The sequence below is a fragment of the Streptomyces sp. NBC_00631 genome, from assembly GCF_045206895.1.
In the GTDB taxonomy this organism is placed as follows: Bacteria; Actinomycetota; Actinomycetes; order Streptomycetales; family Streptomycetaceae; genus Streptomyces.
Genome location: NZ_CP107734.1, coordinates 486,910 through 506,234 on the forward strand (window position 1 = coordinate 486,910; position 19,325 = coordinate 506,234).

Annotated in this window: 18 protein-coding genes; 4 read left to right on the top strand and 14 right to left on the bottom strand. The window is 71.7% G+C overall.

Annotated features, from left to right (window positions below; all coding sequences use genetic code 11):
- Position 1: 1 nt before the first annotated feature.
- The 8 genes from OHB00_RS02555 to OHB00_RS02590 form a co-directional block, all read right to left on the bottom strand.
- Positions 2-670 carry a hypothetical protein gene (locus OHB00_RS02555; protein WP_406430746.1) on the bottom strand — a complete coding sequence of 223 codons (669 nt, stop codon included), beginning with the start codon at positions 668-670 and terminating at the stop codon, positions 2-4.
- The gene (locus OHB00_RS02560; protein WP_406430748.1) at positions 667-1,173 is read right to left on the bottom strand and encodes a hypothetical protein; all 507 of its coding nucleotides are present in this window, start codon (positions 1,171-1,173) and stop codon (positions 667-669) included. Before OHB00_RS02560 ends, OHB00_RS02555 begins: the two co-directional genes overlap by 4 nt.
- Positions 1,170-2,633, bottom strand: a complete 1,464-nt coding sequence (locus OHB00_RS02565; RefSeq protein WP_406430750.1) for a cytochrome P450 — start codon at positions 2,631-2,633, stop codon at positions 1,170-1,172. Before OHB00_RS02565 ends, OHB00_RS02560 begins: the two co-directional genes overlap by 4 nt.
- A gap of 202 nt (positions 2,634-2,835) precedes the next feature.
- Positions 2,836-6,672, bottom strand: coding sequence for a helix-turn-helix domain-containing protein (locus tag OHB00_RS02570; RefSeq protein ID WP_406430752.1), 3,837 nt, complete (start codon positions 6,670-6,672; stop codon positions 2,836-2,838).
- A gap of 324 nt (positions 6,673-6,996) precedes the next feature.
- A complete protein-coding gene (locus OHB00_RS02575) occupies positions 6,997-7,311 on the bottom strand; it encodes a hypothetical protein (protein ID WP_406430754.1) in 315 nt (104 codons plus the stop codon).
- A 151-nt stretch (positions 7,312-7,462) separates the two neighbouring features.
- The gene (locus tag OHB00_RS02580) at positions 7,463-8,359 is read right to left on the bottom strand and encodes an aminoglycoside phosphotransferase family protein (RefSeq protein ID WP_406430756.1); all 897 of its coding nucleotides are present in this window, start codon (positions 8,357-8,359) and stop codon (positions 7,463-7,465) included.
- 611 nt (positions 8,360-8,970) lie between these two features.
- Positions 8,971-9,576, bottom strand: coding sequence for a hypothetical protein (locus tag OHB00_RS02585; RefSeq protein ID WP_406430758.1), 606 nt, complete (start codon positions 9,574-9,576; stop codon positions 8,971-8,973).
- Positions 9,577-10,012: 436 nt separating this feature from the next.
- Positions 10,013-10,903, bottom strand: coding sequence for a LysR family transcriptional regulator (locus OHB00_RS02590; RefSeq protein WP_406430760.1), 891 nt, complete (start codon positions 10,901-10,903; stop codon positions 10,013-10,015).
- A 156-nt stretch (positions 10,904-11,059) separates the two neighbouring features.
- Here OHB00_RS02590 and OHB00_RS02595 point away from each other — a divergent pair, with 156 nt between their 5' ends.
- The 3 genes from OHB00_RS02595 to OHB00_RS02605 all read left to right on the top strand — a co-directional run bounded on the left by OHB00_RS02595 (position 11,060) and on the right by OHB00_RS02605 (position 14,055).
- Complete coding sequence (locus OHB00_RS02595; RefSeq protein ID WP_406430762.1) at positions 11,060-12,094, top strand: alcohol dehydrogenase catalytic domain-containing protein; 1,035 nt, start codon at positions 11,060-11,062, stop codon at positions 12,092-12,094.
- A 32-nt stretch (positions 12,095-12,126) separates the two neighbouring features.
- Complete coding sequence (locus tag OHB00_RS02600) at positions 12,127-13,203, top strand: flavin monoamine oxidase family protein (RefSeq protein WP_406430764.1); 1,077 nt, start codon at positions 12,127-12,129, stop codon at positions 13,201-13,203.
- Between the two features lie 156 nt (positions 13,204-13,359).
- Positions 13,360-14,055 (top strand): VOC family protein, encoded by a 696-nt coding sequence (locus OHB00_RS02605; protein WP_406445587.1) that lies wholly within the window; start codon positions 13,360-13,362, stop codon positions 14,053-14,055.
- A gap of 400 nt (positions 14,056-14,455) precedes the next feature.
- On the opposite strand, the gene OHB00_RS02610 is transcribed toward OHB00_RS02605, so the two are convergent.
- Both OHB00_RS02610 and OHB00_RS02615 read right to left on the bottom strand, forming a co-directional pair.
- A complete protein-coding gene (locus OHB00_RS02610) occupies positions 14,456-15,163 on the bottom strand; it encodes an SDR family NAD(P)-dependent oxidoreductase (protein ID WP_406430766.1) in 708 nt (235 codons plus the stop codon).
- Entirely contained in the window at positions 15,160-16,056 is an 897-nt protein-coding gene (locus OHB00_RS02615) for an oxidoreductase (protein ID WP_406430768.1), read from the bottom strand. The genes OHB00_RS02610 and OHB00_RS02615 overlap by 4 nt, the downstream gene beginning before the upstream one ends.
- 134 nt (positions 16,057-16,190) lie before the next feature.
- Here OHB00_RS02615 and OHB00_RS02620 point away from each other — a divergent pair, with 134 nt between their 5' ends.
- On the top strand, positions 16,191-17,051 hold the full coding sequence (locus OHB00_RS02620; RefSeq protein WP_406430770.1) for a helix-turn-helix transcriptional regulator: 861 nt from the start codon (positions 16,191-16,193) through the stop codon (positions 17,049-17,051).
- 160 nt (positions 17,052-17,211) lie between these two features.
- Here OHB00_RS02620 and OHB00_RS02625 read toward each other — a convergent pair whose 3' ends face one another.
- The 4 genes from OHB00_RS02625 to OHB00_RS02640 are packed head-to-tail and all read right to left on the bottom strand — an operon-like array spanning position 17,212 to position 19,297.
- Positions 17,212-17,823, bottom strand: coding sequence for a DUF3159 domain-containing protein (locus tag OHB00_RS02625; protein WP_406430771.1), 612 nt, complete (start codon positions 17,821-17,823; stop codon positions 17,212-17,214).
- On the bottom strand, positions 17,820-18,137 hold the full coding sequence (locus OHB00_RS02630) for a hypothetical protein (RefSeq protein ID WP_406430773.1): 318 nt from the start codon (positions 18,135-18,137) through the stop codon (positions 17,820-17,822). The genes OHB00_RS02625 and OHB00_RS02630 overlap by 4 nt, the downstream gene beginning before the upstream one ends.
- A gap of 3 nt (positions 18,138-18,140) precedes the next feature.
- The gene (locus OHB00_RS02635; RefSeq protein WP_406430775.1) at positions 18,141-18,617 is read right to left on the bottom strand and encodes a hypothetical protein; all 477 of its coding nucleotides are present in this window, start codon (positions 18,615-18,617) and stop codon (positions 18,141-18,143) included.
- On the bottom strand, positions 18,614-19,297 hold the full coding sequence (locus tag OHB00_RS02640) for a DJ-1/PfpI family protein (RefSeq protein WP_406430777.1): 684 nt from the start codon (positions 19,295-19,297) through the stop codon (positions 18,614-18,616). The genes OHB00_RS02635 and OHB00_RS02640 overlap by 4 nt, the downstream gene beginning before the upstream one ends.
- Between the last annotated feature and the right edge of the window lie 28 nt (positions 19,298-19,325).

Genomic DNA, 19,325 nt, shown 5'->3' on the forward strand with positions numbered 1-19,325 from the left:
CTCATTTCAGGGTGGCCCGGGCCTTGGCCGAGGCGGTGCGGTAGATCTCGTACACGGTGTCGGACGAGACAGCGGTGAAGCCCAGGTAGAGCAGCGCCATGGCGGCGCGCCCGGTGACAAGGCCGTAGATGACGTAGCCGGTGACGGGCAGCCCGGAGTACTGCCCGTCCATGCGCGAGGCGACGGCGCCATGGACGAAGGCGACCGGGACGAGGTCGAGGGAGATGCTGCGCGCTCCGTGGCCCAGCGTCAGGTGCCGGCAGCCGACCAGCTTCGCGCTCAGCCGGGCGGCGTCGGAGCGCGCGCCCCGCGCGGGGCCCAGGGTCAGCGCCTCGTCGAGGAACGGGCCGGTCGGTGAGGCCTGGAGGTTGGTCTCGGCGTAGGTCTCACCGGACCGCATGGCCGGCTCGGTCGCCTCGGTGACGGCGGGGCACCCGCGCACGTCGTAGCCGAGTCGCAGCGGCGTCGACTGGCCGGACCACGGCCCGTGGAGGTCACCCGGGGTGAGCAGTGCCGACCTCGGCGACGGGGCCGACGCCGTGGACGTGCCGGGCCGCGCCGCCGCGGACCGGGCGGGGTGCGTCCGCGAGGGGCTGTCCGAGCAGCCGGTCAGCAGGAACGCGAAGACCGCCAGTACGGCGAGCACGCTCCGGTCGTGCCGCGCCCTCACGAGGAACTCCGGCACAGTGGAACGGACTTGTCGGTGTTGTGGGTGTAGGGCTTGTGCCCCGGTACGTCACCGTTCCAGAAGGTGTTGGCCACCGCCCAGTACTTTCCGTGCCATGTGCCGCCCAGCAGATACCAGTACCCGTCGGGGTTGGCGGTGAGGGTCTCCTGCGCCAGAACCCGGCAGATGACCGGCGCGAACGTCATCGGCTGGACCCGAGGCCCCCGTCGGGATGTGCCGGGGTGGTGCGGATCGGTGAAGGTGTTCGCGCCGCGGTAGCCCTCCTGCTCCATCCGCGTGGGGAGGTCGGTCGGGGTCGGTGCGACCGGCGTGGGGGTGGGGGTGTGGGTGGCCGGGGTGGCCGGGGTTGTCGTGGCCGGGCGCGTGGTCGCGGGCGTCGTCGCCCCGGAGTCCGACGGCTGAACGGTGCCGCAGGCGCCCACGGTGGTCAGGAGCGCGGCCACGGTCAGACAGCTCCACGCCCTCGTGACGGGCATCGGTTTCATGACCGGCCCTCCGGTGCGAGGCGTGCGGGGCGGCGTCGGTGGCCGGGTACGGCACGCACGCGCAGCCTGGCCTGCGGGCAGGGGCGCAGCGTGTAGGCCGGCCAGGGGGTGGCGCGGTGTCCGGCGACGGGCTCCAGAACCTGGTCGCGCAGGAGCGCGGCGAGGACGATGACGCTCTCGGTCTCGGCGAAGACCTGGCCGGCGCAGCGTCTGGGACCGGCGCCGAAGGGGAGGTAGCGGCGGTGGCGGGTGCCGTCGGCCGGATAGGCGGCCCTGTCGGTCAGGCGTCCCGTGCGGTCGAGCCAGCGCTCGGGCAGGAAGGCCGCGGGCGAGGACCACACACCGGGGTCGCGGTGGGTGACCCACGGGCTCACCAGGACGACCGTGCCTTCGGACAGCCGACAGCCGGCCAGGACCGCGGCGCGGGTGAGTGTCCTCGACGTCAGCCACACCGGCGGGTACAGGCGCAGGGCCTCGCGGAAGACCGCGCCGGTGTACGGCAGCTCGGGCAGGTCACGCAGCCCGACGGGATGTCCGCCGCGCGCGGCGGCGCGTATCTCCGCTTGGACCCGGGCCTGCGCCTCGGGGTGCCGGGCCAGCAGCTCCAGGCACCAGAACAGGCCGTTGGCGGTCGTCTCGTGCCCGGCCACGAGCAGCGTCAGCGTCTCGTCGACCACCAGCTCGGCCCGACTGCCCCGGGTGGGACAGTGCCGCCCGGCCCGGATCGAGTCGAAGAGCACGGTGCCGCCAGGGCAGCCGGCCGGACGTGCGCTGAGTTCGTCGAAGACCCCTCGGACGTCTCTCCGTACCCGTCGCCAGCCGACGGTCCGCGGCACCGGAAGGTGGTCCAGCACCCGGGCGCCCGGCACGAAAGGGCGGATGCTCCAGCGGGTCCCGGCCGCCAGGGCCCGGGTCAGGAGGAGTTCTTCCTCCTCGCGCATGGTCCACCCGAACAGCGTGCGGCAGATCACCGCCAGGGCCAGCCGAGCCAGGTCCTGCTGCACGTCCCGGACGCCCGGTTCCGCGGCCCAGCGCCGGGCGAGTGCCTCGGCCTCCTCGACGAAGATGCCCTCCAGCGCCGGCATCCGGTGCGGGCCCAGCCCCGGTGCGATGCGCCGCAGTTGGTCCCGGTGCGTCGCGCCGGAACTGGTCAGCATGCCGTCCCCGAGCAGCCGCAGGGGCAGCGTGTCGTACGCGGAGCGGGACCCGTCCTCGGGCCTGCCCTTCACGAACGCCCCGGTCCGGTCGGTCAGCGCCGCGTGCACGCCCGCCGGGTCGGCGACCAGCACGATGCGTTTGCCCGGTACGGGCAGCCGGCACACGGGGCCGTAGGTCTGTCGCAGCGCCGCGAGATAGGCCAGCGGATCGCGGGTGAATCCGGCGAGCGTCCCCGCGCGGTGGCCTCCCGGGCCGGGTACGGCGCAGCGGGCGCGGGTGCGCCGGGTGGTGCGGTGGTCCATGGGTTCCCCCTGCGTCGGGCGTCGGGCGCCATGCCGCATGCGGTGGCGGCGCCTGTCGTCGCCTGCTCCTGCTTGGCCGGAACCTAGCGGCGCCTTCCGCGCGTTGTCTGCGTCCGGGGCTGTCCGGATCCGTCCGGACTTTTCGCCATCGGGCGGGCCGGTATGTCCGGGCAGGTGGGAGCGGATTCTCCGGACGGCCCGGTCAGGGCCGTCCGGGGCATGGGGCGCGGTAGCCGCGGGTGGAGGAGACGTTGCGCCGCCATTCGTCCTGGTCGACCGCTGCCGCTTGTGCGGCACACAGCCGGGCGGCCTCCGCGTCGGGGGAGGTCGACCACAGGTGGACGTAGCCGTCCGCGCCGCCGGCCGCGAGTTCCCCGCCGTCCGGGCTGAAGGCGGCGGAGTAGACGTGGCCGGACGGATTGCCGAGGGTGCCGCGCAACCGGGCCGCCGCCGGGTCGGACACGTCCCACAGCCAGACCTCGCCGGTGGCGCCGCCCGCCAGGGTGTGGCCGTCCGGGCCGAAGGCGAGCGTGTAGACGTATCCCACCGGGCCTTCCAGCACGCCTCGGGGGCGCGGCGCCGAGCGATGGCGTACGTCGTACAGCCGGACCGTCCGGTCGGCGCTTCCGGCCGCCAGGGTGTGCCCGTCCGGGCTGAAGGCCACCGCGTACACGGTGTCGTCGGCGCCGGTGAGCGGTCGGCCCAGTGGTGTCGCGCGGCCGGTGGGCGCGATGTCCCACAGTCGTACGGTCCGGTCGGTGCTGCCGGCCGCCAGTGTGCGCCCGTCGGGGCTGAAGGCCACCGAGAAGACGTAGTTCTGCGGACCGTGCAGGCCGGCTTCGAGCGTCGGGGTCTGCCCTGGCGCTGTCCGCCAGAGCCTCACGGTGTGGTCGTCACCGCCGGAGGCGAGCAGGCCGCCGTCCGGACGGAACGCCAGTGACTCGATCACCTGCCCTCCCCCGCCCTTGACCGGGCTGCCGACCGGGACCGGCCTGCGCGGGTCACGGACGTTCCACAGCCGGATCGTGCCGTCGTCGTACCCGGCGGCCAGGGTGTTGCCGTCGGGGCTGAAGGCGATCGCGTTGGCGGGGGTGGGGCCTTTCACCGCCGGTCCGAGCGGCCGGTGCCTGGTCGTGTCCCACAGCTGGAGCACCCCGCTGCCGACCGCGAGCACTCGCCCGTCCGGACGGTAGGCGACGCTGGCGACCACCCCGCTGCCCGGCAGATAGGGCACTGGCAGCCGCCACAGCCGGGCCGCTCCGTCGCCCGCACCGGTGACCAGGGTCTGCGTGCCGTCCCAGGCCAGCGCGGCGACCGGGCCGGGGTGCGGCAGGACGGCAGTGACCTGGGCGGCCTTGACGTCCCACAGCCGGGCGGAGGTGTCGCTGCTGCCCACCGCGAGGAGGTTCCCGTCCGGGCTGAACGCGAGGGCGTTGACCCAGCTGGTCGCCGGCGGAGGCGAGGGGAGGGATCGGTCCGGCAGCGCGTGCCGGCCGAGGTGCCACAGCCGCACGGACCCGTCCTTGCTCCCGGCAGCGAGGAGGGAGCCGTCGGGGCTGATGCACACGGAGAAGACGGTCTCCGGGGTGCCGGTGACCTTGCTGGTCCATGCAGGAGCGGTCGACAGGCGAGGCTGCCACAGGTAGGTGCGGCCGTCCGCGCTCCCGGCGGCCACTGTGCGGCCGTCGGAGGCGAAGGCCACCGTCTGGACGGCCGCCGAGGCACCGGTGAGCGGGCGCAGGGCGGTGAGTGCGCCATCGGCGCCGACCTGCCACCTGTGCAGGTAGCCGTCGCTCGCGCCGGCGGCCAGGGTCCGCCCGTCGGGGCTGTAGGCGAGCGTGTAGACCGTGCCGGCGCCGCCCGAGGTCGCACCCAGCGGCACCGGGTGAGCGGCGTCGGTGACGTCCCAGCGCCGTACCCGACCGTCCTGTCCTGCCACGGCCAGCTGCCTGCCGTCCGGGCTGAAGGCCGCCGCGTACAGGGCGGTCCGGGCAGCGAGCCGGATCAGCTTCAGCAGCCGCGGCCGGACCCCCCTGACGTCCCACAGCCGGACGGTCCCGTCGGCGGCGGCCGAGGCCAGGACGTGGCGGGAGCTGACGGGCACCGCCTGGATGACACCGTGCGCGCGGTCCAGGCGTACGGCCGTCGGGGTGTCCGATGTCTCCAGCAGCAGGGCGCGCGCTTCGGTGGTCGGGCTGATCCGATAGGCCTCCACGCCCAGTCCGGCCGCCAGCGACACGTCCTGCCGACGCAGCAGCTCCCCCCGGGACGCGATCTGCCGGGAGAGCGCCTGGTCGCGCTGGCTGTTCGCCTGTGATCGCTGCCGGACCGCGACACCGCCGAGCGCGAGGGTGGCCACGAGCGCGATCACCAGGGCCACCGACAGGCGCCGCAGCCGCCGTACCGTACGGCGGTCCGCGGCGCGCACCCGTTCTTCCTCCGCCGTCGAGGCGTCGAGGAACTCGTGTTCCAGCGTGCTGAGCGGAGCGCCGTAGCCGGCGTCGCCGGCCAGTTCGCGGAAGAGCGCCAGCTGGCCGCCCCGCGACAGGGCAGCCGCGTCCCGGCCCGCTTCCTGCCAGCTGAAGGCACTGTCGGTCAGGCGCCGGTGCTGGAGCATCCGGGCCCGGTTGGCCTCCACCCACTGCCCCAAGCGCGGCCAGCCGCCCAGCAGCGCCTCGTGCGTGATCTCGACCGACGTGGAGTCGACGGTCAGCAGCCGCTCCGCCACGAAGGACGCGAGCGCCTCGTCCATGTCGGTCGGCACCGTGCCCTCGGCGTCGGCCAGTTCCGCCCACCGGACACGGCGGCGGGTGTCGGCCGTGTCCCGGCCGAGATGGACCAGACGCAGGAAGAGCCGGCGTGCGGCTTCCTGCCGTGAGTCCCCCAGAGCGCGGTACACGCTCTCCGCGGAGTTCCCGAGGGCGTGCTGGATGCCGCCGCTCGCCAGGTAGTCCGGAACGGTCAGACGCTTGCCGCCGGAGCGCTCGGCCGTGGTGAGCAGGACGTGCGAGAGCAGCGGCAGCGCTCCGGGGTCGTGGGCGGCGGCACCGGCACCGCCCGGCTGGAGGTCGGCCAGCAGGAGCGGTACCAGACCGTCGTCGACCTCGATGGAGGCCTCCCGGGCGGGTCCGGTGATCGCCTGGCGCAGTTCGCCGGTCGTCATCGGACGTACGACGACCTGCCGGCTGCGCAGGGCGGCGGCGAGGAACGGATGGGAAAGCGCCTGGGTGTAGAAGTCGGCCCGCAGGGCGAGGACGACCAGCACCCGGCTCCCCGAGCCGGTGTCCGCGGCGGCCAGCGCCGCGAGGGTGAGGAGAAACGCGCTGCGCTCCTCCTCGTCGGGGCAGAGGGTGAAGATCTCCTCCAACTGGTCCACCGCGACGGTCAGGGCCGTCTCGCCGAGGCCGGCCACTTCCTCGGCGACGGCTTCCGGCCGCTCGCGCAGCAGGTCCGGGTCGAGCGCCGGGCGGCCGGTGGCCTGCGCGATCCGGTCGGCCAGTCCCGCCAGCGGCCGGTCGCCCGGCGAGCAGGTGAGCAACGGCCCCGCGAGTGCGGCCAGAAGGCCCGCGTGCAGCAGTGAACTCTTCCCCGACCCCGAGGCGCCGACCAGGATGACGGGAAGGTCGCCGCGCTGTGCTTCGGAGACCGCGGCCAGCAGTTCCGCCGTCACCTCGTCGCGGCCGTGGAACCATCGCGCGTCCTCCACGCCGAAGCTCGCCAGTCCCCGGTAGGGCATGGGCGCCGAGCGGCGCTGACGGCCCACGGGGGCCCGGGCGCGCAGGGCGGCATCCGTCCATGCCTTGAGGTCGGCCTCCTGCGTGACCCCCAGCTTGACCAGGAGCGCGCGCAGTTTCTCCATGTCTCCGGGCAACGGAAGCGAACGGCCCGACGAATAGTCGCCGATGGTGCTGGAGGGCACGTCCGCTGCCCGCGCCAGCGCGCGCATGCTGAGGCCGGCCCGCGTACGTAACCGGGTGAATTCCCGCGCGAAATCACGGGTCGTGTGAATCAACTCCGGTGCGGGCTCCGCCGGATCCATGAACGCCCCCCGAACTACCCATGGGTCCACCGGTCCCCCGGCTCGCCGCGCATGCCGCCCTGACGATCTCGAAACGCTGGTACGAACTCGCCCCTGTCCTGCGGTCGGCTCCCCCTCACGGACCGGTCGCGGCCCGCCGCTCCCGCAGGGCTCAGCATTCTATTTTCACCGGCAACCACCATGTCCATGCACGATTGCGCCGCATGTCCCTCCACGCATGCTGAATGCCCGGCGGCGGAACCCGGCGATCGCGGCCCCGGCGAGACGCGGAACGCGGCGGCGGCTGGTGACGGCGAACCGCACCCCTCGCAGACTGCTTCATGATCAGCGGATCTGGTCGGTGGAGGGACTGACGGAGCGGTCCGTGCCGTAGAAGCGGCCCTGGTCGCACAGGGTGTCGATGTCGGCGTTGTCTTCCTCGCTCAGCTGCGCATCCAGCGCGACGCTGATGACGCGTCGGGCGCGGGCCAGTCGCCGAGCGACATCCCAGTCTGCGATGAATCTGCCGACGGTGTACTCGTCGGCGGTTCCGGATGCCTGGCGGGATCCGAGCCGGTCGAGGGAGACGACGAACTCGTTCAGGTCCTGCAGCACTGCGACGACCTCGTTGAGGGGCATGCGGATCTCTCGGGAGGACATGTCCATCAGTCGATTCGACTCCAGAGTCGGTGCTCGGGCCCTGATCCTGATCTGGCTGGTCGGGGCTGGTCCGGGAACGGGTGCGGCCGCGGGTGATCACCGCCGGTGTGCGGCAAGCGATCATCTCTGTCACGGCCCACGATCGGGGGCATCACTTCGTCGACTCCAGAATGCGGTCGAGTGTCCGGCGCCCCATTCTGCTCATCGTCGGATTGCTCTCGACGTAGTACCAGACAAGACCCACCGCCTGTTCGAACGCCCATGCCTTGCCCCGCTCCCACTCCAGGTCGTCACAGCCCAGTGTCCGCCGGAGCACTTCCCGCGGGCCCGGCTGCAGCAGGTGCCACGCACTGACCAGGTCCAGCGCGGGGTCGGCCGGGCCGAAGCCGCCGGTGTCGAGTACGCCGCTGAGCCGGTCTCCCACGACCAGTACATTGCCGGGAATCAAGTCACCATGGCTCATCACATCGGCGCTCGTGCGTGGCAACGCGCGAAAACGGCTCCACACCTGGCGCAGCCGGGGCACGTCGAGCAGCCCCTTGCTCTCTTCGAAGCATTTCGCCATCCAACTGTCGTGGTGAGCGAGAACGCCGCCACGATTCTCGCCGCTGAATGTCCGCCCCCGCGTCTCGGCGTTCCGCAGGGTTGAGATGAAGGCCGCAAGGTCCTCGGCAAAAGCGTCCGACCCACTCGGGTCGGCATCGGAGGCGATCGTTCCCGGCAGCCATGTCTGGACCGACCACGGCATGGGGTAACCCGCCCCGGGCTGTCCCAAGGCGACGGGTTCCGGGGCGGGGAACCGGGACACCTGTGCCAGCTCCGCGCTCGCCTGGGCTTCCTGTTCCAGAACCGCCAGCGCCTCGGTGGCATCGGCCAGACGCAGTGGGAAACGCGCAGCGAGGTCGTTGCCGATGCGGAAGATGGCGTTGACCGTCCCCGTCGACGACAGCAGTCGGATCGCCTTGCCGCTCCACTGAGGGAACTGTTCTTGGATCAAGGTCGCAACGATGTCGGTGGTCACGTCCACTTCGTCATCGTGCATGGTCATGATCGCAGGCCTTCCCCTGGTCCAACTCGAAACACCGGAAGCAGACCGGATCAACTGACACGACAGCCAGTATTCATACGACAGGGTCCGGAACAACTGAGATTCTCGTCCACCCAGCTGTCTCAACCGTTCTGGTCGCCCCAGGTCACAACCACGGCTTCGGACCAGATCACTTGAGACGGGACAGATGGGGCATGCCCTTGTTCCGACGAGTGGACCGCGGTGCCGGGTCCGGCCGCGATGGACTGTGTGGACATCGAGGTGCTCTTCGCTGTGATCGACAAGGTCCGCAGGCGGGTTGCTTGCCGCCATCGGCTTCCGCTGCCGCCCCGAACCGTGGAACGCACGCTGGTTCACCGACTCGTGGACGGGCCGTCCGGTGGAGCCGGAGGATGGCTGTGCCGCTGACGGATCGGCGGCGGTGAGGCCGGTACGCGACTCCATGCCGGTTGGTTCGGCGGGCTGGCCTTCAGGACCACTCCTGGATCCGCGCGCACGGGCGCACGAGGTCCGATCTTGAGACCATCCGTGAACAGCTCCCGGGCCCCAGCGTCGGCTGAAGTCGCGCACACCATACGATCACGCAGCGAGGACGACGGCGTGCGTTGTGGTCAATGACCTGACGGCGAAACCCACGCGCTGGTTCCCGCCAAGAAACAGGCGATGGTGTAGCTGCCCAGCGCGGGGAGCAGGAGCGCCGCAAGCATGACCCACACGCCGAAGAACAAGTGCACGAAGCGGGGAACGGATGAGCTCGGATCCAAGCCCAGGCGGCTACGGGCATGCCTGGTCACCTTGACCGATGCGCCGGACGCGTCCGCCCTCACGACGGCGCGGCGTATGGCGTCCTCCGCCCGCGTGTCACGGCCGATCGTCAGACGCAGCCCGTGGCTGTCCCGCAGGCGCAACTCATCGATCGTGCCGCCGTATCGGCCGATCGCAGCGAACCGGCGGACACCGGCCAGAGCGTCCAGCTCAATCGTGCGTACCCCGGTGAGCGTGCGGGCAGACACGAGCCGTCTCCCCTCGGCGGTGGAGACGTGCGGCGTGCCCGCATCCCCGAACCAGATCATGTATGCCAGCACTCCAGCGACGAATCCGGCCCCGGTGGCGATCCCGGTGTCCGTCTCCTTCAACACATGGGTTCGGATCAGCCCCGCATCCGCGAGGACGACCGTCGCCCACGCCGCGCCCACGATCCCCAGCCCCAGCCTCATCCGGCGACGGGCAGACCGGGGCTCCATCGGGGAGGGCGGCAGCTGTCGCCGCGAACGACGCACTTGCCGGTCGAGCCTGCGACGTTGCACTGCGAGAGACGTCTTGTTCTTGTTCCATGAAGATCCCTGCCCCCACATGGCCGCAGGTTAAGCCCGCAGGAGACGGGAGGCCAGCGTTCCGCACCAACGGCGGCAACGATCTCAGGGACGACGGGTTCTCAGGCTTCACGATCGAGTAGATCGAGTAGTTGGAGGGGCCCGCGCTGGGAGCCCAAACGCCTGCGGCTGCGACTCGTCTCCGCCGCCGGTCGGCTCAACCGGAAACAGTTCGAAGACGGTTTCCGGAATGAGTTGGGGATGCGTCATATACGCGGTGCGGATTCCTGCGGGCGAGCCCGGTAGAGGTGCCGGCAGAGCCCAGGAGCCATAATCTGCGTCAATCGGCCTGGCTCTCTTCGGGATGTGGGGTAAGAGCCGCTACGAAGTCCTCCAGGTCGGCCGCGAGCGGGGTGTCGTTGTCCCAGACGGCCTCGTAGGCGATCTCCACGGGGGCACCGGCTCGGACGAGGGGACGGGAGCCGCCGTGGTCGTGTGTGATCTTGGACTGGGGCAGCAGCGCGGCGCCCACACCCATGCGCGCCCACTCGTCCAGGACACGGTAGTTGGAGGCCTCGCCGGGGTAGGTGCGCAGGGGCAGGTCGTGGCTGCGGAAGAGTTCCGTGGTGAAGGTGGTCAGTCCGCAGCTGTCCGGTACGAGGATGTAGGCGGCGTCGGCCGCGGCCCGCAGCTCGACCGGGCCCTCGGTCCGGGAGTCGGCCGGGTCGATCACCACGACCGGTTCGCGGGCGATGACGCGATGCCGGAACGTGGGCATGGCCTGCACGGCCGGCACCAGGAGGATGTCCAGGAGCCCTGCCTTGAGGTCCTCACGCAGGTGGGTGAGATCCGCCTCGCGCAGGACCAGATCGCGCGGGCGGTCCAGGTGGCGGGCTGCGTCGAAGGCCCGGGCGACGAGGGCGGCCCCGATCAGCGGAGAGACGCCCATGCGGATCATGTCGGACGCCGGCTGGGCCAGCCGCCGGGCCTCCGCGACGATGGCGTCCAGGGCGTCGAGGGCTTGGTCGATCATGGGCAGGACCCGCGTGCCGTCCGCTGTCGGCCGCACCCCGCGCGGCGAGCGTTCGAACAGCGTGACGCCGAGTTCCCGCTCCAGCCGCGCGATGCCGTTGGACAGGGCGGGCTGGGTGACGCCGTAGGCCCGGGCGGCCGCGCTGAACGACTTCGTCGTCGAGACGGCCCGGGCATAGCGCAGCCCCTCGATGTTCATGGTGCTACCCCCTCATGGCTATAGCCGCTCTTTATACCCCCATTCACCATGATCCTCTACCGGGCTCGTCGGGGACGCCCTACGGTGCACAAGGAGCCACGCGCGAGATATTCCGTGGGATATCCGCGTCGTTTTGATTTCCAAGGAGAGGTTTTCGTGTCCCTGGACGCCAACCATGTTCACAAGGCCGCGCAAGTGGCCGGGGCCGGGGCCGCGGTACGGGTCGTTCCGGTGCAGGAGAGGGCACCCGGTTTCGGCGAGGTGCGGATCGACGTCGAGGCGACCGGTATCTGCGGCGCCGACATCGGTACGGTCCGCAATCCCGCTCCGGCGACCGGCTTCCCCGTCACTCCGGGCCACGAGGCCGCCGGCGTGATCGTCGAAATGGGCCCCCAGGTGCAGGGGTGGGAGGTGGGGGAACGGGTGGCCGTCGGCTGGTTCGGCGGCAGTTGCGGGCACTGCTCCGCCTGCCGTACCGGGGATGTCGTCCACTGTCCGCAGCGGAGGATCCCGGGCCTGTCGTATCCCGGTGGCTGGTCGAGCACCCTCACGGTTCCCGCCGCCGCCCTCGCCCGGATTCCCGAGGGCCTGTCCGCGGCGCAGGCCGCGCCCTTCGGCTGCGCCGCCGTCACCACCTTCAACGCCCTGCGGCACTCCGGCGCCGGGCCGGGCCACCTGGTCGCCGTCCTGGGGATCGGCGGTCTGGGACATCTGGCGGTGCAGTTCGCCGCGGCCATGGGGTTCGAGACGGTGGCGATCGGCCGGGGCGAGGAGAAGCGAGGGCTCGCCGAGGAGCTGGGCGCGCGACACTACATCGACACCGAGCGGGAGGAGCCCGGTGCCGAACTCGGGAAGCTGGGCGGGGCACGGGTGATCCTGTCCACGGCCTCCAGCAGCAAGCCGCTGGCCGAGCTGGTGGACGGGCTCGCCCCGCACGGGCGGCTCACCGTCGTCGGCTTCGACGGATCTCCCCTCCAACTCCCCCTGGCCAAGCTCGTCATGGGCGCGCGCAGTGTCACCGGTCATCTGACCGGCAGCCCCGCCGACACCGAACAGGCCATGCGCTTCGCGGTCGCCAACGGCATCCGCCCCCAGGTGCAGACCGTCCCGCTGGAGCGGGCACAGCAGGCGCTGGACACGCAGCAGGAGGGCAGGGCCCGCTTCCGGATGGTCCTCGTTCCCGGCGCCTGACCGGCGCCACAGAAGCAGAGAGGGAGCCGCAGATGCTCCAGCATGACGATCACGACGTCGTCGTGGTCGGTGCCGGGATCGCCGGTCTTGCCGCGACCGCCGCCCTGATCGCCGCCGGCCGCGACACCGTGTGCCTGGAAGCCCGCAGCCGCGTCGGCGGGCGTCTGCTCAGCACGCACGCTCCACCCGGGGTCCTCGACCTGGGGGCCACCTGGTTCTGGGGCGGGGAGCGGCGCGTCGAGGATCTCGTAGCGCGGTTCGGCATCGACACCTTCGAGCAGCACCTGGCCGGAGACACGCTGGTGCAGGACGCCACCGGCGTACGACGGCTGCCCGGCAACCTGATCGACGCCCCCGCGCACCGCTTCGCACCGGGGGCCGAAGCCCTCGCCGGCGCCTTCGCGACCGGACTTCCCGCCGGCGTCGTACGGCTGGACAGTCCCGTCACCGCGATCCGCCCTCACGCCACCGGCGGTGTCGACGTCCGTACGCCGGGCGCGGTGCTGCACGCCGAGCAGGTCGTGGTGGCCCTGCCTCCCGCTCTCGCCCTCGCGCGCATCGACTTCGACTCGCGGCTGCCGCCGGAACTGGTCCGCCTCGCCCGGGCGACCCCGGTGTGGATGGGGGCGGTCGCCAAGGTCGTCGCCCGCTACCCGGCCGCTTTCTGGCGGGACGCGGGACTCGCGGGGGCGGCGGCCAGCAGCACCGGCCCACTGCAGGAGCTGCACGACATGTCGGGTCCCGACGGGCAGCCTCCCGCGCTGTTCGGCTTCGCCGCGGCCCAGATCGTGGGCCCCGGATTCGAACAGGCGGTGACTGCCCAGCTGGCGCAGCTCTTCGGTCCTGCCGCCGCCCGTCCCGACACGCTCCACATACAGAACTGGAGCGGCGAGCGGTGGACCACTCCGCCCGCCGTGCACCGCCTGGGCGACTACTCCCTGTTCGGGCACCCCCTCTATCAGCAGCCCGCTCTGGACGGCAGGCTGCACTGGGCGTCGACCGAGACAGCCACCCGGTACGCCGGGCACATCGAGGGCGCCCTCGCCGCCGCCGAGCGAGCGGTGACAGCGTCCCTGACCACAGACGAGGCGAACTCATGCTCCCGATAGACGCGTTGCTGCGCGAGTACGACCGTGCCCGGGCCGGCTCCGGGCATCCGTTTGAAGACGGGCCCCAGTGTTAGAGACGGACGGGCGGCCGCAGCCCCACCGGGTTGCCACGTCCCGTCGGCGGCCGAGGCCGACGCGGACTCCCACGACTTGAAGGTGGCGCTGGCTGGGGGGAAGACGAAGGCCGCGTTGTTCACGATGTGGCGGTCGCTCTCTGCGCGGGCGGCGCGTCGGGCCTCGTTGGGCCAGGAGGCGCTCCGGGAAAGCCACGTCTTCGCCGTCGATCGGCTCGGCGGTACCGACCGGGCAGATCCGTACAATCTCAAAATTGCGGCATCGCGGGCTCTGTTCGGCCGCAACCGGATCGAGGCGCGCTCCGAGTCGAACCCCCAGCGAATACTCGACGCCATGAACGCATCCCCACCACTGGCGAACCTGATCACTCTTGGTGCGCGTGACCTCCCCGCGCTGCGGGACTTCTACCGCACGCTCGGCTGGCCGCAGATCATGGACGACGGCGAATTCGTGGCCTTCGAACTTCGCGGCATCGTCTTGGCCCTGTTCCCCCTCGCACAGCTCGCCCACGACGGGAACACCGAACCCGAACCGGGCGCCGGAGGCATCCGGTTCACCATCGGCGTGCAGGTCGACAGCGCGGACGAGGTTGACCGGCTCACCGAGCAGATGCGTGCCGCCGGCGCCCGCGTCACCAAGGAACCCGTCGACGCCGAGTTCTTCGCCGGACGTTCGTCCTACCTCTGCGACCCAGAAGGCAACTACTTCGAGATCGCCTGGGCCGACATGCCGGACCACCCTGTCGTCATTGCAACCCGCCGAGCTGCCGGCGCCTGAGCACCATCCCGTAGTGCCCGAGCGCAGCACAGCGCTCCTCCCGGTCTGGGCGGCCCATGGCAGGCAAGCGCCCAGACCGTCCTGCCGGGCGACCGTTCGGGCATCTCGACCGAACGGCCAGCCCCTTGATCGGCGTCGGCTTCGGGTCGCAATTCCAGGTAGGTGATGGCGCGCCGCCAATCCTCGATCCGCTTCCAGGGGTCGATATCCCGCCGCGGGGTGCCGTCGTTGGCACCGAAGGTTCGGTGGCCGTGGACCAGGGTGGGGAATGCAGCTTCCGAATAACGGCGCTTCGCCAGTGATGGGCCGTCAGCTGCTTACCTCGATGATCCTCGGCAGAGTCAGGCTGATGCCGGGCCGTGCGGCGTCGCTCGGCACGGCGGACAGCGTTCGCTCCTCGTCAGCGCAGGACGAGCAGCGGCTGGTCGCGCCGGGTGTGCAGCTGCCACAGCCTGTCGGCCACCGCGTCCGGTTCGTGGCGGGCGCCAGGGCCGATGGGTCCAACTACCGTGAGCTGTGCGGCGTATACCCCCTCGTTGCCGAGCGCGTCGTGGAGCATGCGGACGTAGGCCGATTCGGCCGCGTAGGCGATCCCGGACACCGCGCGGTCGCGGTGCGGTTCGACAGCAGCGCCGCCGGTGGTGAACAACAGCGTGCCACGGCCACGGCGGCGCATGTCCGCGGCCACCGTATGGACCGCCGCCGTGGCGGCGACGACGCTGAGGGCCAGCGCGTTCGCGACGTCCTGCGGCCCGGTGTCCAGTACTGGTTTGATCCACTCCAGACTCGGCCGGGGGCTGAACAGCACCACCTCGATGGGGCCGAGCCGCTTGCGTAGCATGCCGAGCGCGGCGGCCAGCTCATCAGGTTCGGTCACGTCCGCCGTCGCGGTGGCCGGGGCTGCAACCGTCGCCGGGAGCTTGGAGGTCAGGTCGGCCGCCATCCGCTCCAGGCGCTCGGCATCGCGTGCGATCAGCCCGACCGGATGCCCTTCGCGGCCGAACCGGCGCGCTGCCGCGGCGCCCAGCCCGGGGCCGGCCCCGATCACCACGAATGCTCCCTTGGGCCCGGCGGTGTTCTCACCCTTGGTCTCGCTGTCGGCCTTCATGCCTGCTCCAGGTCCGCGCTTGTGGTGAGTGTCTCGTTGGCATCGATCTCGCCTCGCATCCGGTCCAGGCGAGCGCGGGCGCCGGCGAGTGCGTCCGAGCCGAGCAGGAGTCGCAGCGGCGGCTTCTCGGCATCCACGACGGCGGCGATCGCGGCTGCGGCGCGGACGGGGTCGCCGGGTTGGCGGCCGGAGACCGCAAGGGTGGAGGACCGGCGCTTGCCCGCGGTCTCCTCGTAGTCCGGCAGGCGCGTCTTTGACTGTCGCATCGAGGTTCCGGCCCACTGGGTGCGCAGGCCGCCAGGCTCGGCGATGGTGACCGCGATGCCGAGGGGGGCGACTTCCGCGGCCAGCGACTCGCACAGCCCTTCGAGGGCGAACTTGGTGGCGTGGTAGTAGCCGGTCGCGGCGAAAGCCGCGAGACCGCCGAACGAGGAGATGTTCACGATCCGCCCCGAACGACGGGCCCGCATGCCGGGCAGTACCGCCTTCAGGACGGTGACCACGCCGTGCACGTTGGTGTCGTACAGGTCCCGGACAGCGGCGTCCTCGCCTTCCTCGATGGCGGCGAGGTAGCCGTAGCCGGCGTTGTTGACCAGGACGTCGATGCGCCCGAACTCCTTCTCGCACGCCTCGACGGCCGCGGTCACCGACTCGAAGTCGGTGACGTCCAGCCGGAGGGCGAGCGCGCGGTCCCCGTAGGCGGCGGCGAGGCCGGTCACGCTCGCCGCGTCGCGGGCGGTGACCGCGACCCGGTCGCCGCGTTTGAGGGCGTGCTCGGCCAGGGCCCGTCCCAGGCCGCTCGAACATCCGGTGATCAGCCACACCGGCGTCCCCTCGGTGGCGCCGATGGCGCGGGTCGGTTCATTGGGTACTGCAATGGCTCCGTTCGTCATGTCTTGAGTGCAACAGGGCTTCGGCGCGCGTGCCACGCCCCCTTGAGGGTGGCTCTGGGAGGGTCAGGTTCGGTGGCGTCGGCCGTGAGCGGGACGGCACGGGGCGGCATCCGGCGCCGGTAGAATCCGGCTGGATGGCTCGTGACGATGACCAGGACGACAACCGCCTCGGCTCCTTCCTGCGCAGCCGCCGGGAGCGGATCGATGCCTCCTCCGCCGGTGTTGTCAGCCACACACGGCGCCGGGTCAAGGGACTGCGCCGTGAGGAGTTGGCTCTGCTCGCGGGCGTGAGTCCCTCCTACTACACCCGCATCGAGCAGGGCCGCGACCGGCACCCCTCCCGCGAGATCCTCGAAGCGCTGGCCCGCGTGCTGCGCCTGGACGACACCGAGCGGAGTTACCTCTGGTCCATGGTGGCGCCGTCACTTGCGCCGGCGGGTGGCAGCGGCCCGGCCACGGTCGACGCAGTGCGGCCGGGAGTGATGGTGTTGCTGGAACGGTGGGTCGACCTGCCCGCCTTCGTCGTCGGTCCCCGTCGCGACGTACTGGCCGGCACCGCCCTCGCGGCCCGGGTCAACCCGGCGTGGAGCCCGGGGCACAACCTGATCGAGTTCACCTTCCTCGACCCGCGCGCCCGAATCGTGTACCTCGACTGGGAGGACATCGCCATCCAGGCCGTCGCCGGTCTGCGCACCACCGCAGCAGGCCGGCCCGCAGAACTCGATAGATTCGTGGCGAGCATGCGGGAACGCAGCGAGACGTTCCGCACCCTGTGGGACTCGCACGACGTGTACGACCGCGTGGCGGGCCAGAAACGGCTCGCGGTCGAGGACGTCGGCGTCCTCTCCCTCGACTTCGAGACGTTCGCACTCGCCGGCCCCGAGGGGCACGTGCTGTATGTGTACTTCCCACAGCCCGGCAGCAAGGACGACAGGGCCCTGCGGCTCCTTGCGGCACAGGAGCGTGCGACGGAGGAAGACGAGGGTCGGCCGTAGCGGGGTCTCGTCGAGGGCACGACCTCACGTCGTTCCTGTGGCTGCGCATGGTCCTGCCTGCCGTATGGCGAGGCCGGCTCCTCGGGCCCTGCCGGCACGGTCCGGTCCACGACCACCAGGCCATGGAGCGCCTTGCGCAGAAACTGGCCTGTGGAGCAGTTCAGCTTGCGATTTCCTGGAGGTCTGACCTGCACGTGGCGGCAGACTCCCGGTGGCGGGCCACGGCCACACGCGACAGAGCCAGCGTGGCGGCGGTGATCCCGGGCCAGAGCGCTCCCATGACGATGTGAAGGACACCGAGCCAGGCGATCTGCGCACGGCTGTAGAGGGCGGCCTGCGCCGCCAGACTCGCCAGGGACACCAGGGCGATGAGCAGCGTCGTCCAACGATAGAAACGGTGCAGGGGCCGGTGCGCACGCCAGTGCGGTGGGCCGCCCACGACCCGGTTCGCCACCATGCCGGCCAGGGGGCGGCCTGCCAGCACCGACAGAAGGCAGGCCGCCGACGCTGCCGCGGGCAGCAGCATGGGCAGCAGGAAGAAGCCCCGCGCCTGCCCGGTACCGACTGCCACGGCCGCGCAGGTCACCGCCAGCAGCGCGCCCACCGCCGCATGCTGGAGGTATCGGCGGGCTCGCCGGCCACAGCCGAGAACCAGTACTCCGGCCGCCGTGGTCGCCACGAGGGCGGTCCGCAGCCCGTCGGCACCGTAGGCGGCCACGAACGCCAGGGTGGGCGCCGCTGTGGCCGCGAGCGCGGGCAGGCGGGCTCTCATCGTGCCCCCGCCACGGCGTCCGGAGCGGGCTGTGTTCCGGCGCGCTCCAGGGCGCGGAGTGCGAGCAGGCCCCCGATGCCGGGGATGACGGCGCGCAGCGCGGCGCCGGTGCTGCGCTGTGGGTCGCGCCAGGTGGCCAGGATGCCGAAGAGCCAGGCGACCCCGTGTAGGGGGCCGAACAGCGCGGCGATCTGCTGGGCGTTCCCGGTGGCCATGTTGACCAACAGCACGGCGAGGCTGACCAGTTCGATGATGGCTGAAGCGCGCAGCGGCCTGCGTGCGAGCCGTGGCGCGGGTGCGGAGTCGGCGGTCATGGGTCACACTCCAGTGGTGGAGCCGGGGCGGAGGATCATCAGGACGGTGACCGTCGCCCAGAGCAGGTTGAAGACGCCGGTCAGCATGGCCAGGCGCGCGGTCTGCGCGCGCTCGACGGCCGCCGTCCCCGGCGCGGATGCGGCCAGGTGGGCGAGGAGGCGTTCCTGGGTCGGCAGAACCAGTAGCGCCAGCACCAGTGCGGCGGCACCGGTCAGCGCGATCGAGGTGATCAGCCAGGGGCTGCCCAGGACGTGCAGCTCGCTCGCGGTGGCGAAGCCGAGGACGGGAACGGCCAGGCCGAGTGCGGCGTAGACCCGGCAGACGCGGTGCAGTACCCGTACCGTGGCGATCGCCTCCTGCCGGTCGGGGGTGCCGGCGGCACGGCGGGCCGCGGCGGGAAACATGCTGCCCGCCACGGTCACCGGGCCGACGGCGATGATCGCCGCGAGCACGTGCAGGATGAGCAGGAGCTTGGTCACCGCGGCTGCTCCGCGCCGCCGGCGGCGGACACCGGCGCGGGCCCCTGGTCGCGCCAGACAATGCCGCGGCGCTCATAGGCGAACAGCTGCTCCACCGCGAGCGCGACCTTCGGCCCGACCTCCCGGTCCAGCAGATACAGGCCCAGATCGAGGCCGGAGGTGACGCCGCCAGCGGTGACCAGGTCGCCATCGTCGACGACACGGCCCGGGGCGACGTGCACCCCGCCCGCGCCGAGCAGGTCCAGACCCTGGTGATGGGTGGTGGCGTGGCGGCCTTGCAGAAGCCCGGCCATCGACAGCACCAGTGACCCGCCGCAGACCGTGGCCACCGTGGTGCCCTCTGCGGCCAGCGCGTCGGCCAGCAACTTCGGGAGCTCCGTGGTCAGCGCACGGCCGAGGATCGCGGGAATCTGTTCCTCGGCGGAGTCGTCCGCGCGCTGCCCGGGGAGCCTGCCGGCCGCGCCCGGCACCACGACCAGGTCCGCGCGATCCGGAGCCAGACGGGCGGAGGCCGGCAACGCGACGCCGGGGATTCCGCTCGGCACCTGCCTGCTTCCTTCCGCACAGACCAGTTCGACGGTCACCCGATCTGTGAAGGTCCGGGCGGCGCTGAAGACCTCGAACGGAGCGATGACGTCCAACGGGTCGAAACCATCGAAGAGGACGAACTGGGCCAGCATCGGCGACTCTCATTTCCCTCGGTCCTTG

Coding starts and splice junctions, on each gene's coding strand:
- OHB00_RS02560 (WP_406430748.1), bottom strand. CDS start 1,173: ATGAAACCGATGCCCGTCACGAGGGCGTGGAGCTGTCTGACCGTGGCC.
- OHB00_RS02565 (WP_406430750.1), bottom strand. CDS start 2,633: ATGGACCACCGCACCACCCGGCGCACCCGCGCCCGCTGCGCCGTACCC.
- OHB00_RS02570 (WP_406430752.1), bottom strand. CDS start 6,672: ATGGATCCGGCGGAGCCCGCACCGGAGTTGATTCACACGACCCGTGAT.
- OHB00_RS02575 (WP_406430754.1), bottom strand. CDS start 7,311: ATGTCCTCCCGAGAGATCCGCATGCCCCTCAACGAGGTCGTCGCAGTG.
- OHB00_RS02580 (WP_406430756.1), bottom strand. CDS start 8,359: ATGACCATGCACGATGACGAAGTGGACGTGACCACCGACATCGTTGCG.
- OHB00_RS02585 (WP_406430758.1), bottom strand. CDS start 9,576: ATGAGGCTGGGGCTGGGGATCGTGGGCGCGGCGTGGGCGACGGTCGTC.
- OHB00_RS02590 (WP_406430760.1), bottom strand. CDS start 10,903: ATGAACATCGAGGGGCTGCGCTATGCCCGGGCCGTCTCGACGACGAAG.
- OHB00_RS02600 (WP_406430764.1), top strand. CDS start 12,127: ATGCTCCAGCATGACGATCACGACGTCGTCGTGGTCGGTGCCGGGATC.
- OHB00_RS02610 (WP_406430766.1), bottom strand. CDS start 15,163: ATGAAGGCCGACAGCGAGACCAAGGGTGAGAACACCGCCGGGCCCAAG.
- OHB00_RS02615 (WP_406430768.1), bottom strand. CDS start 16,056: ATGACGAACGGAGCCATTGCAGTACCCAATGAACCGACCCGCGCCATC.
- OHB00_RS02620 (WP_406430770.1), top strand. CDS start 16,191: ATGGCTCGTGACGATGACCAGGACGACAACCGCCTCGGCTCCTTCCTG.
- OHB00_RS02625 (WP_406430771.1), bottom strand. CDS start 17,823: ATGAGAGCCCGCCTGCCCGCGCTCGCGGCCACAGCGGCGCCCACCCTG.
- OHB00_RS02630 (WP_406430773.1), bottom strand. CDS start 18,137: ATGACCGCCGACTCCGCACCCGCGCCACGGCTCGCACGCAGGCCGCTG.
- OHB00_RS02640 (WP_406430777.1), bottom strand. CDS start 19,297: ATGCTGGCCCAGTTCGTCCTCTTCGATGGTTTCGACCCGTTGGACGTC.